The organism is Corallococcus sp. AB030 (genome assembly GCF_003668965.1).
GTDB classification, from domain to species: Bacteria; Myxococcota; Myxococcia; order Myxococcales; family Myxococcaceae; genus Corallococcus; species Corallococcus exiguus.
On record NZ_RAWQ01000053.1, the window covers coordinates 1 to 14,677 of the forward strand.

Sequence of the window (14,677 nt, forward strand, 5' to 3'; positions counted from 1 at the left end):
TTCCGCTTCGCCGAGAACCGACCGCGCTCCGCCGTCCTGTCCTGCTTCTGTTGCTTCTTCACATCCACCTCGCGAGGGGGAGGTTATTCCCCCAGATAGGTGTCTCAAGAAATCCTGGGGCGGAGGACATCGCAGCTGGCGCCCGAGGACTTCGGCACGTAGGAACAGGTGCCGTTGGAGCAAGTGCCGGCGGACTGGTAGCACTGATTGGGCGGGCTGTTGCAGCTCAGCGCCGAGCCACCGCAGGTGCCGGAGCCATTGCACACATCACCGGTCGTGCACGCGTTGCCGTCATTACAGCTGGCACCCGAAGCCTTCGGCACGTAGCTGCAGGTGCCGTTGGAGCAGGTTCCCGCCGCCTCGTAGCACTGGCTGGGAGGGCTGTTGCAGCTCAGCGCCGAGCCACCGCAAGTGCCGGAGCCGTTGCACACGTCACCGGTCGTGCACGCGTTGCCGTCATTGCAGCTGGCCCCCGAGGCTTTCGGCACGTAGCTGCAGGTGCCGTTGGAGCAGGTGCCCGCGGCCTCGTAGCACTGGCTGGGCGGGCTGTTACAGCTCAGGGCCGAGCCGCCGCAGGTGCCGGCACCGTTGCAGACGTCTCCCGTCGTGCACGCGTTGCCGTCATCGCAGCTCGCACCCGAGGACTTCGGTGCATAGCTGCAGGCACCGTTGGAGCAGGTGCCGGCGGCCTGGTGGCACTGGCTGGGAGGGCTGTTGCAGCTCAGGGCCGCACCACCGCACGTGCCCGCACCGTTGCAGACATCGCCCGTCGTGCAGGCGTTGCCATCATCGCAGAGGGTGCCCGCGGCCTTCGGCGGGTAGGTGCACGCTCCGTTGGAGTAGGTGCCCGGTGAGGCGTGGCAGGCATCCGGCGGCGTCGTGCAGGCCGGGACGCCCGCGCAGACGCCCGCTCCGCTGCACACATCGTTGATGGTGCCGCCATTGCCGTCATCACAGGCCGTGCCCGCCGCCTTCGGCGCATAGGAGCACGCGCCCTCACTGCACGTCCCCGCCGCCTCGAAGCACTGGCTCGGAGGGCTGCTGCAAGTCACCGGCGTGCCCGCGCACCCGCCCGCTCCGTTGCACTTCTCATCCACCGTGCACGCATCCCCGTCATCACACGCGTCACCGGCTGCCTTGTACGAATAGGAGCACGTCCCGTCGCTGCATGCCCCCGCCGCCGCATAGCACTGCCCCGGAGGACTGTCGCACTGGGTGGCGCTTCCCGCGCACACGCCCGCGCCGTTGCATACGTCCGTCCCGGTGCACGCATCCCCGTCGTCGCAGGTGGCCCCAGCTGCCTTCAGCGCGTAGCTGCACACGCCATTGCTGCACGTCCCCGCCGCCTCGTAGCAGGCCCCCGGGGCGCTGTTGCACGTCACCCCAGCACAGGCGTCGTACCCGTACACCTCCGCCGTCTTCAGGCTCGCGCCGGTGGCGCCAATACCGCCCACCACCAACACCTTGGCCTGCGTCGCCAGCGACACCGCCACATACGAATACCGCGCACCGGTCATCGGCGTCGCCGCGCTCCACTGCCGGGTGACGGGGTCGTACACCTCCGAGCTCGCCAGTGCGGCTGTTGCTGCGCTGCCATACATGCCGCCCGTTACCAGCACCTTGCCGGTGCTCAGCAGGGTGGCCGAGTGCAGCTCCCTCGCCGAGCCCAGCGCGCCCGTCGCGCTCCACTGCCCGGTGCCCGGGTCGTATTCCTCCGCTGTCGCCAGCAGCCCGGTGCTGTTGCGGCCACCCACCACCAGCACCTTGCGCGAAGGCAGCAGCGTCGCCGTGTGGTTGTAGCGCGCCGTCGCCAGGCTTCCCGTCGCAGCCCACGTATTGCTTGACGGGTTGTACAACTCCGCCGTCGCCAGGCTCGCGCCCCCGACGCCGCCTGCCACCAGCACCTGCCCGGTCGTCAGCAGCGTCGCCGTATGGTCGCGCCGCGCCGCTCCCAGATTCGGACCGACACTCCAGGTTCCCGCCACCGGCTCATACACATCCACAGTGAACTTGGGGCCGCCGGAGTTGCCACCGCCCGCCACCAGCACCTTGCCCGAAGGCAACAGCGTCGCCGTCAGGGAAGCCCGTGCCACGCCCGAGGCAAAGCTCCCAGCGGAGGCCCAGGTATTGGTGTCCGGGGAATACACCACCGCGGAAGCCAGGCGGCCCGTCGCGTTCTCTCCGCCAACCACGAGCACCTTGCCCGAAGGCAGCGGCGTCATGGCGTGGATCTGCCGCGCCTCCGGCATGGAGGCGGCCGCTGTCCACGCGCCAGTAGCGGGGTCGAAGAGGGTGGAGGAGGACAGATACCCGCTGGCGTTGTAGCCGCCCGTCACCAGCACCTTGCCGGAAGGCAGCACCACGCCCGCGTGGTACTTGCGAGCCTCCGCCATGGGCGCGGCCTCGGTCCACCCCTCCACCACCAACGGCGAAGCGCTGTGGGCCAGCGTCTTCTCTTCCGGTGGCTTGCTGCTACAGCCTGCTGCGACGAAGACCAATCCCAGCAGCAGGACCCTGCTGGCTCTCATCACGTCCATGACAACTCCAGGGAATGGAGGCGCTCAGAGGGGGCCTCCATGAACTTTGGTGTAGCCAGCCAGCATGGCCGTCCCGCTCTGAAACACAAACATTTTGGCGACTGGTAAACACTTCATTTGGGTTCATACGTCGGCCCCTTTCATGGTCGATGCCTCCACCCGAGGTGGCCGGGTGCCAGGGGACTCATTCGCGCCGAGTTCGGGCGTGTCCAAAGGGACACCACGCAGGCCGATGCTCCAGCGGAAGGCCCGATTCCTCTCCAGGAGGAGGTAGAGGCCCAGGGGCCCCATCAGCCCTCCGAACACGCCCAGCGCCAGGTGCAGCGCGAGCGGCGCTCCTGGCAGCACCTTCCCCAAAGCCAGCCTCACCCCGGACACGAAATAGATGTGGAAGAGGTAGAGCGGCATGCTGATCGAGCCCAGGTAGACAATCCAGCTCGCCAACCCCTTCCACGTCGCGCCCAGGCTCCGGGCAACACCCAGGAGGAAGAAGGCCAGGGTGAATTGCAGGCAGAAGCCCAGCGGCCCCGTGAGCAGGCGCGGATCCAGATGCCCCTCCGCGAGCCCCGAGACATGGAAAGAGACCAGCAGCCCCAGGAACCCCGAGGGCACCAGTCCCTGGAGCGCCAGAGGCAACTGGGACAGCCGGGTGCGCGCCAGCGCCAGCCAGGGGGGCAGGCTCATTCCCAGACCGAAGAGGCAGTTCCAGAAGAGGATGAAGCGGAGGTATCTCATCTCAATGTCAGACATCGGAGATTCCAGGAACTCGACAGCGGCATACGACACCCAGGACAGTGCCAGGTAGCTCAGTCCGTTCCAATTGTACCGGGCGGGCACGATGCGCTGATACACCCACGCCAGACAGGTACAGCCCACCAGGGCGTGAATGAACCAGAAGATGGCGTACGGAGGGAACCAGGCGGCGGGGAACCGGCCCAGCAGCGCCAGCCATCCGCCAGGTGTTCGCGGGCGCGCCTGGGTGAGCTCATGGGCAAAGAGGAAGACGGGCGCCCACACCAACATCGGGACGACGAGCTTGCGCAGCTTCTTGTGCGCGAACTCCCGGAAGGACCTGTCCGGCGCGCCGAAGAGTGACACCGCCACGCCCGAACCGATGATCATCACCGCCATGTTGAAGCTGTGGATGAACTCCGAGGCGAACCGGAGCTCCGCTCGCTCCGGGGAGAAGAGCTTGCGCACCCCCTGGAAGGGCTCCACGCCGATCACATGGACCAGCACCACGAGCATCAGGCTCATGCCGCGGACGAAGAACAGTTCCTCGGAGAGTGTCTTGCGAATCACCGGCTTGCGCATTCACATGTGTCCCACGTGCTTCCTGCTGCCTGTGCCTCCATGCAGGTATCGTGCTCCATGCTTCACGGCCTCACCGCCGGCTGATTGTCCCTGCTGTCTCATGCTGGGACGTCAGGCTGTCTCGGATTGAGAGTCCATCGAGGATGGCTCGCTCCCTCGAGAGGACCGCCCGTCTCGGCTGTCCAGGGTCGAAATGAGGGGCCGTCCCCGAAACGGACGAGCAGGACTCGAAGGCCCGGATTGAGCTGCCGCTGGCTGGAACGGCAATTGCTCGGTCAGGCTCGTGCCTTCTTTCATGAGTCCCTTCAAGGATGGAGCGATGGAGCCCGTGAAGATGCGGGTCCTCTTCGCCGCCTGGTTTCCGCGCGAGGAGCGACGGTGGCTGGGCGAGTTCCTCTCATCGGAGCGCTTCGCGTGCGCCTACGTGAGCCTGGAGGAGCCGGTTGACGCGACCCGGAAGCGCACGCCCGCTCAGAAGACGCACCAGGACGAGTCGAAGGAGCCGCTGCTGCGGACGCTGAGGCTGCTCGGCAGGATTCTGAAGGCTCAACTCAGTCCGACCGCGAGGGTAGGGGGGGGCAAGGACTGGCTCCACGCTCGTGCCCACCTGCCCCGGGCCTGGCGGAAATGAGACTTCTCTGGCCAGGCTCGTGGTTTCCCCCCGTCCAGCCGCTTGGGCCGCGGCGTGATGACGACAATCGCCTGCGCTTCGTCGTCCGTGTGGTGGTCATTGCCTCCCTTGCCCTGGCCTTCGCGCGCGGCGTCGTCTTCAAGCGTATTGAAACAGGTGACGAGGGCGTCAATGGCACGATGGCCCTCAACATGTGCCGTTCGCTGGCGCTCGTGGTGCGGCCCTCGTACATCCCTGGCGGCTCGGAGGATTGGGTCGGCTTCGATCTGCCAGGCATCGGCAACACTCCAGTTCACTCGGTGCTCCTCGCACTCGGAGGCTGTCCCCTGGGCGGCCGGCCCGAAGCCATGGGGCTCGTCTCATTCGCGGCGCTGGCCGCCACCCTCTGCTTCACCTACCGGCTCGTCGCCCTGTGGGAGCGTCGTGCGGCGCTCCTGACGACGCTCCTGCTCGCGCTCTCTCCTGCCGTCCTGTGGCAATTCCGGCTGATGGAGGCCGAGCCTGTCCTCGTGGCGTGGGGCATGGCGGGCACGTACTGGATTGCGCGAGGAGAGCTCACCGGGAGGAATTGGCACTCCCTGCTGGGTGGCGCATGCCTCGGCCTTGGCTTCTTGACGAAGCTGTGGCTCGTCACCCCCTTCGTGCTGGCTTCGCTAGGGCTCCTTGCCAGCGTGCGTCTCCAGCGGCGTCAATGGGCGCTGGTTCCTGTCGCCTGCATCGCCGCCGGCTTTCTCGCCACGGCGTCCCTTCACATCGCCTTCGTCGCTCTGCGGTCACCCACGGATGTCGCCCTCTGGCTCACCCAGGTCTACTTCGCACCCTTCCTGGGGCAGAGCATCGGAGGGTCGAAGCTGGCTGGGGCGGGCGTGCCCACGGAATGGAGTCATCCCTTCTGGTACTACCCGGCGATCCTCTACCGGGAGCACTTCTTCCTCTGCCCCCTCCTTCTGGCTGCGCTCCCCGCCTTGAAGCGGCGTGCGCCGACCGCGGCCGGGCTCTTCGGCGCCATCGGCTTCGGGCTCGCAAGCCTGGTTCCCCTCTCGCACCCCGCCATCAAGGAGTCGCTCTACATCCTGGGCGTCTTGCCATTCCTCTATGGGCTGGCCGGGCTTGGTGCTTCGGCGCTCCTTGCCGGGGAGGGCACCCTCGAACCACGGGGGGCATCGGGCCGTCGAGCCCTCAGGGTCGCGGGCGTCTTCTCGGCCGCGGCGGTGCTCCTCATCGGGGCGGCTCATGCTCGGGGGCTGAAGCGCGATGACATCACGCCTGTCTATGTTGGCGCGCACACGCTCGGGGTGGGGGGCGCCTGGCTCCTGGCGTATGCGGCGGCTCGCCTCGAGCGCGCGCGAGCGACGGCGCTCATCGGTGGCCTCTCCGCGCTGTCACTGGCTGGTTTCGGGGCGTACGAGCTCACTGCGCCTCAACCACCGTACAAGGAGATCTCGGAGATCCTTCGCCCCTATCTGGAACCACTGCCGCCCGGGCATGAGAGCTTCATCTCGCCCCGGTACAAGGTTCTTCAGCTCTACCTGTTTCGCAATGGTCGCTACTGGCAGTCCTTCTACACGGAACTCCGGCCGGAGACGCTCGTGGCGAGCATCGCGTCCGGCGAGTACTGCGCCTTCGTCTTCGGCCCGGAGGAGCGTGAAGACCCCCGGCTCGTGCAAATGGAGCGGGACATCGCGCTGCAGGCCTTGGACTTGAGCGCGGAGTTGCCGGAGGGCGCACGCGGGGGATTCCGCGTCTTCGTGAACCGAGCATGCATGCAGGAGGGCGCGAAGGGTTCACGCCACGCGGAGGGATGACGCCAGCATTCAACGCCGGCTGTCTTCAACGCGCCTTTCCCACCCACACCACATGACCAGCGATCGCTATAGCTGCTCCATGACTGCTCCTGTTGAGTCATGACATGACGTCGAAGCACCACGGCCCGTTCTGGAAAGTCCAGAGCGGGCCGCGGTAGGTCAAGGGCTGGAAGGTGGCGGCGTGGTCGGCGCTCTGTCCAGCGTCGTCAACGTTCCGGCCGGACCTTCAGTCCGCGCGGGCCTCCGCGCTGCTCAGGCCCCGGTGCCTCACCCTGCTACAGGTGTTCGCCTTGCTCCGGAATTGGTGTTCGGCTTGTCCCGGAGCCGGTGTTCGGCTTGCTCCGGAATCGGTGATCGGGATCGTCCGGAGCACGCATCCACCCTGAAGGGATGACGTTGAACCCAGAGGTGTCGCGGGCGCGTGACAGGTGGGCAGCGCCAGGGCGCTTCCTGGGGCAGGGAGAATTTCATGCGAGGGTGGCCCGGATGCGCGTTAGCCTGGAGTTCGCTTTACCAGCCACATCCCGCGCAACCATCGTTGAGATCCCTGCGCCTGCTCGGCGCGGAGAGGGAGAACCATGCAGCGCTTTGTCCTCTTGGGTCTTGCACTGCTCACGGCCTGTGCAACGCCTGTCCATCAGGCCGCATCGCCGGTCCAGCCCAGCCCGGTCTACGTGTTCGAAGGCGTGGAGGTGTTCGGCTCACGCAAGGTGCCCAAGGGCAAGCTGCTGGAGGTCATTGGGATGCCTGCGCCCGGCGCGCGCTTCAACCTCGAGAAGGGGGAGTTCACGCCGTACCTCATGGAGAGCAAGCCGCGGCTCCTGGCGGCCTACAAGTTCGCGTTCTGCAGGTACTCGATGGTGGCCTACCCGCCGACGCGGACGTTCCGGGTGACGGTGGATCTGGTCGATGCCGGAGATGAGTGGCGTATGCCCTTTTCACCCGCGCCGCAGGGCGATATCCCGGAGCCGGAGGGCCTCCTCACGGCCTGGGATGAATACCAGACGGCCTACTGGAAGCTGAGCAGGGAAGGGGCTGTCCCCGAGTACGGCAAGAGCAAGTGCCATGCCCTCAACTGCCATGGAGGATTCGACCACCCCGAGCTCGCGCCGCTGGAGCAGCGCTTCATGGATGGTGTTCCCCGCAATCTCGACACGCTGGTGCGGGTGCTGCGTGAGGATCGCAACGACTCCAAGCGAATGGCCACGGTCATGCTCCTGCCCTACATCAACTCACGCGAGCAACTGGTGAAGCTCGTTCTCCCGTCGGTGCGCGACCCCTACGAGGGTGTGCGCAACGAGGCGCTGCGCCTGCTGGGAACGATGCAGGAGGGACAGCCGCGGGTCATCATCCCGCTGGAGCCCGTGCTCGAAGCGCTCTGGTACCCGCTCGAGACCGACCGCAACAAGGCAGCCTGGGCGCTCGTGCACATCGTGGAAACCGAAGGCGCCGCCCATCAGCGGCAGATTCTCGACAAGGCGGGCGCGGTGCTGGTGGAGATGGCTGGAATGCAGCAGAAGACCGATGCCGAGCCTGCTCGCAAGGTGCTCGCCATCCTGGCGGGGCGGGACCTGGGTGACGAGCCGGCGGCCTGGCACCGTTGGGTCGAGCAGACGCTCGGCTCGAACAGTGCCCATCGGTGACGAAGATGCTGCGAAGGCGGCAGTACGGGGGGCGTAACCCCTGGAACGCATTGGCGGTAGGGCACGGGAATCGAACTCGCCAGGGACTGCTCTCGTAGCCCCTCACCGGTTTTGAAGCCCCGCCACACCGATCCGCGAGGTGCCCGGGAGGATTGAGGGGTGGCCCGTTTCCCTCTGGCGCGGGGTGGACCGCGAGTCCGTAAAGGTCCACCCGCGTCCGTTCATCTTGGGTACAGCTTGGGTACGCGGGTGGGGACGGCAGGGGTTAGGGGGCATTGGCTGCACCGGGGCCGGTCACGTCCGTGAACTTCGTGCCGGTGATGACCGCGCGCTCCAGGGCCTCCTTGATCTCCTCGGACACGATCAAGGCCACGGTCCAGCCCCAGGTGCGGAGCACCTTGGCGCCTTCCACCTTCGCCGGGTCGATGCGCATCCCGGACACGGAGGAGTACGTACCCACCTTTTCGGGCATCCCGTCCTCCGGGGTCCAGTAACGCACCTCCTCGCACGCTGCATCGTCGATGCACTTCACCAGCCGGGTGGCGTTGAGGATGAAGTGCTGAGCGGGCTGGGAGTCGATCTCCACCGGGATGAGCTTCATGTCGTCGGGTGCCAGCTCGGTGAAGAAGGAGGCCGCCCGGGCGTGGACGACGGGGATGCTGAATGCCGCGTGGGAATAGTCGAGCGGTTTGCCGGAGATCTTGATGGGGATCCTGATGCGCTCGTCCGAGTGAGCCCGCTGCCCGATCCTGAACTGCCACGGGTCATAGAGCTTGCGCCCTTCCTGATCGAGAGGATGCCCCAGCTCCCACCGGCCGGAGAGGTACACATCATCGGTCAACTTGAAGAACCGCGTCGGCATGAGGTCGTCCATCCGAGGCGGGCTACTCTGGATCGAGCGCCCAGGTTCCTTCTTCCCAGCGCTTCAATGCCTGCCCGGCTTCAAAGGGAACGAGCCCCTTGCCCTTGGCGGCTTCCTCCAGAACCGCCTTCGCTTCGGCCGTCCGGTAGCGGAGCAGATGGGCGGCGGCCATGACACGCACATCCATGCGCTCATGCTTGAGCAGGACGAGGAGGGCATCACGTCCTGCGTTTCCATGGGCCAGGAGCTTATCGACGGCTGCACCGTACTTCCTGGCGTGCTTGTTTCCCGTCTTGGCATCTCCCCGGAAGATGGCCTCGGTCTGTGCCGCCACGTTCAGGGCGAACTGCTCGACCAATCTCTCCAACGTCATCACCAGACCCCCTTCGCCACGTTCTCCATGGCCAGCAGCCCGAAGTCACGCTGGGCCTCGTAGGACTGCGTGCTCAACCATTGCCTCACGGTCAATGGCGAGCCGGTGATACTACGCCGGATCGACGAGTAGAGCGCGCTGACGTCGGTGTGCAGGATCTTGTCCAGTGGGATGAGGTTCTCGGTGTTGTGGAGGGCCTGGGGGCCGAAGCGCTTCACGTTGCCCGGAGTTTGCTCGACGATGTGGTGCCACTCCTTGTTCTTGCCCGCCGGGCCCATGGCCTTCTTGAAACCACTGAACGAGCTCCAGGCCCTGTAGCCCAAGGGACGCGCCTTGGCGGAGGCGCTGCCGCCCGTGGCTTTGGCCCCCATGGCCACCGCGCCGGGCGCGAGGGCGATGGTGACGGTCTCGGCGCTCACGGCCACCGTTCCCACGTCCGCGACCGCCGCGAGCCTGATGCCCATTTGCGCTTCAGCCTGGACCGCCGCCTGCGCGGCGCCTGGGAGCATTGGCACCTTCGACCCCAGCCCCGCCGCCGTGTTCCCAAGGGCGGCCGTTGCCAACATGGCGAACGCGCGCGCCGCGTTGCGGCCCATGACCTTGCCGTAGCGCTCACCCGCCTCGCGGAGTTCGTCAAACGTGGTGGCCCGCTCCGCCTCCTCCACCAGCTGCTTGAAGCCCAAGATGAGGCTCCAGAACGTATCGACCCCCACGTAGGCAATGAGGGAGGCGGTCATCACGGCGGCCACGCCCTTCGAGAAAGGCTCGGGCACCGCGAGCAAGATGCAGTACGTGGTCCACGTCCAAAGAACCGCAGCCATCATGGCCTGGGGATCAGCCATCTCCTTGAAGGCGTCCATCATCTCGTCCCGCACGACGCCTTGGGCCAAGGCCATGGCCAGGGCGTAACGGCCATCTCCGGTGACAGTAGGGCTCTCCACCAGGAGGCGCAGGCAATCGCCGGGTTTGCTCGTTCGCTCGCACCAGCGCAGGTATGCGCGCGTCAGATCCACCTCTGTCGAGGGGAGATCACCGTCCAGGTGTTCGCCCGGTCCCAGCGGGATGACACGGTGGCTGCGCGGCTCGTACAGGTACGAACCGCTGCGCGGATCCATCTCGAAAAACCGCCGGGCCGTTTCCTGGGGATGAGTGGACGGCCGCACGTTCCGGGCGAGCACTGCTACGACTTCAACGAAGTCGTCTTCGTCCAACTCCACCGGCGCGGCATCGCCGCTGCGTGGGGTGAGGACGATGGGGTCGCCGTGGCCCGTGTGTAGGCGCACGGACTTCGTGGTGCCGCTGCATCCGGCCAGCATCACGATCAGTAGGGGAATCGACCATCGTGGCAGCATGCGGAGCCCTCCTGGCGCTGGCGCTCTTTGCTCGGGAGCGCATCGGTGGCGCAAGGTCGGGTAATACCAGGTAGAACTGACAAGCGCTCCGGGTGGTCACCGGCTGTCGTCGAGCGTGCGGGCCGACGGCGTGCCGGAAGTGTTCAGGTGCAGTGCGCCCAATGACTAGATTGCTTCCATGGGAGCATCCGGTCTGTCCAAACGCGCCTGCCAGCAGAGGTCCCACGATAGCCCACAGGACCAGCCGCCGTGCTGTTTTCCCGAGAGCCAAGCGACTCTCCATTGCCATGGGTTCACAGTGACTGGGGGCGATGCTGATCGTCAGGCCCAAGTCAGTCGTTCAAATCTAGTTCGGCATACTAGGGGAGCCGGACTGTCCCGATGTGAACTCCAAGTGAGAGGAACGCGTCTCGTCGTACGAGCCCATACTTTCCAGCGGATGAGCCGCGACCGGCCGACTCGCGGGTATGTTTGGAATAAATGCTGGACGGTAGTGACCAAATGTCAAAGCTGCCGTCGCTCTGTTGGAAAGCACCGAATACGCGGGACACGCGTGCAAGCATCTTGAAGGTGACACCGACGGTGTCGGTGTCAGGTTTGGCGCACTTGATCACAATCAATTCGTCGTCGAGTAGCGCCTCATTCGAGATGTTGCTGAGTGGCTTGGCTCCTAGCTTTTCGGCGAGCTGTCGAGCTGTATCACGGCCCCATTGAGCGGCAGTTGCGCCACTTTCCTTATCCTGTGGCATTTGTGCGTCGACCTCTTGGTAGCTGCTGGCTGGTGACGATGAATCGCTAACCGGATTGCAGAGGTGTGGCGGTAGGGCACGGGAATCGAACTCGCCAGGGACTGCTCTCGCAGCCCCTCACCGGTTTTGAAGGCGAGTTCTAGCCCAGCGGCCGTCAGAGGGAAAACGCCCCCATCTAGCCCTTGGAACGCACCGGTAACGCACCGGTAACGCACCGAGGGACAAATGGGAGCGAAGTGGGTCGGGAAGTGGCAGGGAGGCCGGGTTCGAGAGGTTGCAGGTCGCATGGTGTGGGTCATTGAGCGCCAATGGGCGGGCCGCCGATTCGGGGTGGCCCTGGACGCTAGGAGCGAACGGGAGGCGCTGGCGGAACTCGCGCTCTGGGAGCGGAACCCGGACGGCTACCGAACGCGGCGACAGGCGGCGGCCGACGATGCGCCAGTCCGGATCGACGAGGAGGTCCTGGCCGGCTTGATGGCTCACCTCACCGAAAAGGGACGAAGCCGAGACTACCGGCGCGACGTTCGGAACTACCTGGCAGCCTGGGCCGATGTTCTTGGCGGGCGGGACCTGCGCAAGGTTCAGCTCCGCGAGCTGCGCCGGCACCTCACCGAATGGGAGACGGCGCGGAAGAGTCGCATCATCGCACTGAAGACGCTCACCGCGTGGCTCCGCGAGGAAGACAGGCTCAAACCGGCCGAGGACCCAACGTTGGAACTCAGGGTTCCGCCTTCCGTAGCCGAGAAGGGACGGCGAACGAAGGGCTACCCCATGAAGTTGGTGGAGCGCTTCTATGCCGCCATCAAGAGCCAAGCCGTCCGGGACGTCCTTTGTCTTCGAGCGAAGACCGGGATGCACGACTCCGAGATTGGGCGGATTGCTTCTGGAGGTGGAGTGCTGCTGGAGGTGAAAGACCCTTGTGGCATTTGGGGGACCGTCAGCTTTCGCCACAAGAATGGCCGCGTGCACGTTGTCAGCTTGGACGCGCAGGGATTCGCAGCTGCACAGCGGCTCCAGGCTCGGAAGAGTTCTCCTCGCAGAAATACCGTCCGCGAAAGCATCGGCTATGCGGCGGCTCGGCTCCGGAAGGAGATGCCGGACGACGACGTGACGCCCATCAGTCCTGGCGAGCTACGTCACTGCTTCGCGACATGGTCCGCTGAGTGCGGGCAGGTCGTGAAGCCAACCTCGGGCGGCGTGCCGGTAGAGATGGTGGCCGCCGTCATGGGACACCTGAGCACTCGGACGACCAAGCTCTTCTACGAGGGCGTGCAGGTGCCTCCGATGATCGTCTTCCCGTTACGGCTGGAGCATCCTGACGACCCCGCCAACGTCAACGTGGAGTCCCGTCAGGTCGCTTGATGCCGCCGTCCAAGGGGACGGTGCGAAGGGCCGCCGCGCGACGCCTGGAGCGCGTCGCGCGGCGCTGGACGGGCTCGGCGGGCGCGGTGCCAACCCTCAGGACTGCCAGAACGGATGCGGTGACGAGCGTTGTCTCCCGCCCAAATCGCGGTGCACGAACGAGGTGCCCATCCTTCAACAGCGCGAAGACGCGAGCACGACTGCAATGCAGCAGCTCCGCCGCGCGCTCCACGGTCACGGCGGGGCCATCGAGCCCCGGGCCGGTCGTTGGCGTGGCCATGGTCACCTCGGGAAGACACGGCGAGGCGCGAGACGGCCGAGGGCGTGGAGCCCGATGCCGATGGCGTCCCAGACGTTGTGGTGGAGGTCCTGCGCGGCTGGCAGCTCGACGCGAAGGTGCTCGGCGGAGTCCAGGCGCTGTTTGATGCGCTCGATGAACGCGTCCGCGTCGAGGGTGCCCTTCCACTCCCGTGGGAAGACGCTCCGGCGCTCCGTGACGGGCGCCAGTGCTCCGCCGAGCGTGCCAACGAGGCCGGCAAGCTGGATGAGGTCGTTCTGGTCGCCTCGCTGGTGCGCGGCGGCGTAGACGCGGGGCAGCTCAATGACGAGTTGGAAGGGCTCCTCCTGGAGCCGTGGGCAAAGCCAGGCCTGCACCGCACCGGCCATGGCCGCCCAGGATGTCAGGGACAGCGCACCATGGGCGGGGTCGGGATTCTTCGGTAGCCCAGCGCAAAGAAGGGATGCGGAGGGAGCGTCGAAGAGGGCGACACCGCAATGCCGAAGCCCAGGGTCGATGGAGACGAGCTTCATGGCGTCGCCTCGTCGCAGCCCTGCTGCATGGCGTGCTCAAGGCGTGCCTTCGCGAGCGCCAGGTATTCAGGCTCCCGCTCGATGCCGACGAACTCGAAGCCCTCGGCGAGGGCCGCGATGCCCGTCGTACCGCTACCTGCGAAGAGGTCGAGCACCACGCCGCCCGGAGGAGTCACCAGTCGGCACAGCCACCGCATGAGCGCGATGGACTTCACGGTGGGATGGGTGTTGAGCCCGGCGCCCGCGTGTCGTTCCGAGCGCGAGGGCTTGGCCACGTAGAAGAACCGCGACACCTCGTCAGGCAGGCGCGTCGCGGCCTCCTCGTCGAATGTGACGTGGGCCGGCCAGCGCTCCTTCCCGTCACCGGAGACGCGGCACGCCTCGATGTTGAGGGCGCCGGTGCCGTGGCTCAGGACGTTCGCCGCCACGGTGCCGGTGAGGGGCTTGCGCACGAGAATCCAGTGCTCCGCAGCGGGCTTGAGGGCGGTGCCCCATCCCTGCCACTGGCGCGCGGCCTCCGTGGCCGGCTCGTCGCGGCGCTCCTTGGGCGCTAGGTTGGCGTTGAGGCCGTTCCTGGAGCGCCAGCGCTGGCCTGCGGACGCTTCCTGGTGCTGCCCGGTTACGGCGCGCTGGAACCAGTTGGGGCCTGGCTTCCCCTTCTCCGCGATGATGCGTTCGGCAATCGAGCGGATCGGCTCTGGCGGCTCGGCGACACCGAAGAGCTCGAGGAGCGCCAGCCAGTGCTTCCGGTGCGGCACGTAGGGCTGGGCGCCTTGGCTCGTCCAGTGGCCAGCCATCCCGCGAAGGCCGAGCGCCGCGTTGAGCTGGGCGTTCGTCAGGCCGGCCTTGTCCCGCATTTCGGCAATCCATCGGGTGACGACGAGCACCTCGTCCCGGTTGCCCTTCTGCTTGTCGATGGCCTGGGCGACGTCGAGCGACTTGGGAAACCCCGTGCCGAAGAGGTGCATGAGGATGTCGCGCACCTCGAAGCCCGCGTCCTCGAGCGCGGTGGCCGTCCAGTGCGACGTGCGCGGCAGTGCCCAGACGAGGGCGTGTCCCCCGGGCTTGAGCACGTGGAAGGCTTCGCGCATGACACCCGCGAGCCACGACACCCACTGGTCGCGGCCTCCCTTGTCACTGTCCCAATCCTTCTCCAGGAGCCCGATTCCAGCAGGCGGGTCGGTGACGATGGCGTCGATGCTGTTGGGAGAGAGCACCTGGGCGACGTGAGCTGCATCG

11 protein-coding genes and 1 tRNA gene are annotated in these 14,677 nt (G+C 66.4%); 4 read left to right on the plus strand and 8 right to left on the minus strand.

Annotated elements, in window-relative coordinates:
* Positions 1-104 precede the first annotated feature (104 nt).
* Together D7Y15_RS15265 and D7Y15_RS15270 are read right to left on the minus strand one after the other, a co-directional pair.
* A complete protein-coding gene (locus D7Y15_RS15265) occupies positions 105-2,537 on the minus strand; it encodes a kelch repeat-containing protein (RefSeq protein ID WP_121753031.1) in 2,433 nt (810 codons plus the stop codon).
* 123 nt (positions 2,538-2,660) lie between these two features.
* Positions 2,661-3,851, minus strand: a complete 1,191-nt coding sequence (locus D7Y15_RS15270; protein ID WP_121753032.1) for an acyltransferase — start codon at positions 3,849-3,851, stop codon at positions 2,661-2,663.
* 295 nt (positions 3,852-4,146) lie between these two features.
* On the opposite strand from D7Y15_RS15270, the gene D7Y15_RS15275 reads away from it, so the two are divergent.
* The 3 genes from D7Y15_RS15275 to D7Y15_RS15285 all read left to right on the plus strand — a co-directional run bounded on the left by D7Y15_RS15275 (position 4,147) and on the right by D7Y15_RS15285 (position 7,930).
* Positions 4,147-4,482, plus strand: coding sequence for a hypothetical protein (locus D7Y15_RS15275; protein WP_148712773.1), 336 nt, complete (start codon positions 4,147-4,149; stop codon positions 4,480-4,482).
* Complete coding sequence (locus D7Y15_RS15280) at positions 4,479-6,287, plus strand: glycosyltransferase family 39 protein (protein ID WP_121753034.1); 1,809 nt, start codon at positions 4,479-4,481, stop codon at positions 6,285-6,287. Before D7Y15_RS15275 ends, D7Y15_RS15280 begins: the two co-directional genes overlap by 4 nt.
* Before the next feature lie 578 nt (positions 6,288-6,865).
* Entirely contained in the window at positions 6,866-7,930 is a 1,065-nt protein-coding gene (locus tag D7Y15_RS15285) for a HEAT repeat domain-containing protein (protein ID WP_126933325.1), read from the plus strand.
* Positions 7,931-7,981: 51 nt separating this feature from the next.
* Here the strand turns inward: D7Y15_RS15285 and D7Y15_RS44150 are convergent.
* From D7Y15_RS44150 to D7Y15_RS15300, 4 genes are all read right to left on the minus strand, one after another.
* Positions 7,982-8,075 (minus strand) — tRNA-Sec (locus D7Y15_RS44150).
* A gap of 120 nt (positions 8,076-8,195) precedes the next feature.
* Positions 8,196-8,792 (minus strand): DUF1629 domain-containing protein, encoded by a 597-nt coding sequence (locus tag D7Y15_RS15290; protein WP_121753062.1) that lies wholly within the window; start codon positions 8,790-8,792, stop codon positions 8,196-8,198.
* A 22-nt stretch (positions 8,793-8,814) separates the two neighbouring features.
* Entirely contained in the window at positions 8,815-9,165 is a 351-nt protein-coding gene (locus tag D7Y15_RS15295) for a DUF2019 domain-containing protein (RefSeq protein ID WP_120576599.1), read from the minus strand.
* Positions 9,165-10,517, minus strand: coding sequence for a hypothetical protein (locus D7Y15_RS15300; protein WP_120576600.1), 1,353 nt, complete (start codon positions 10,515-10,517; stop codon positions 9,165-9,167). The genes D7Y15_RS15295 and D7Y15_RS15300 overlap by 1 nt, the downstream gene beginning before the upstream one ends.
* A gap of 1,034 nt (positions 10,518-11,551) precedes the next feature.
* On the opposite strand from D7Y15_RS15300, the gene D7Y15_RS15305 reads away from it, so the two are divergent.
* Positions 11,552-12,628, plus strand: a complete 1,077-nt coding sequence (locus tag D7Y15_RS15305) for a site-specific integrase (RefSeq protein ID WP_233604963.1) — start codon at positions 11,552-11,554, stop codon at positions 12,626-12,628.
* A 282-nt stretch (positions 12,629-12,910) separates the two neighbouring features.
* Here D7Y15_RS15305 and D7Y15_RS15310 read toward each other — a convergent pair whose 3' ends face one another.
* Both D7Y15_RS15310 and D7Y15_RS15315 read right to left on the minus strand, forming a co-directional pair.
* Positions 12,911-13,294, minus strand: a complete 384-nt coding sequence (locus D7Y15_RS15310; RefSeq protein WP_233604964.1) for a hypothetical protein — start codon at positions 13,292-13,294, stop codon at positions 12,911-12,913.
* 140 nt (positions 13,295-13,434) lie between these two features.
* Positions 13,435-14,655, minus strand: a complete 1,221-nt coding sequence (locus D7Y15_RS15315; protein ID WP_158629057.1) for a DNA methyltransferase — start codon at positions 14,653-14,655, stop codon at positions 13,435-13,437.
* Positions 14,656-14,677 lie beyond the last annotated feature (22 nt).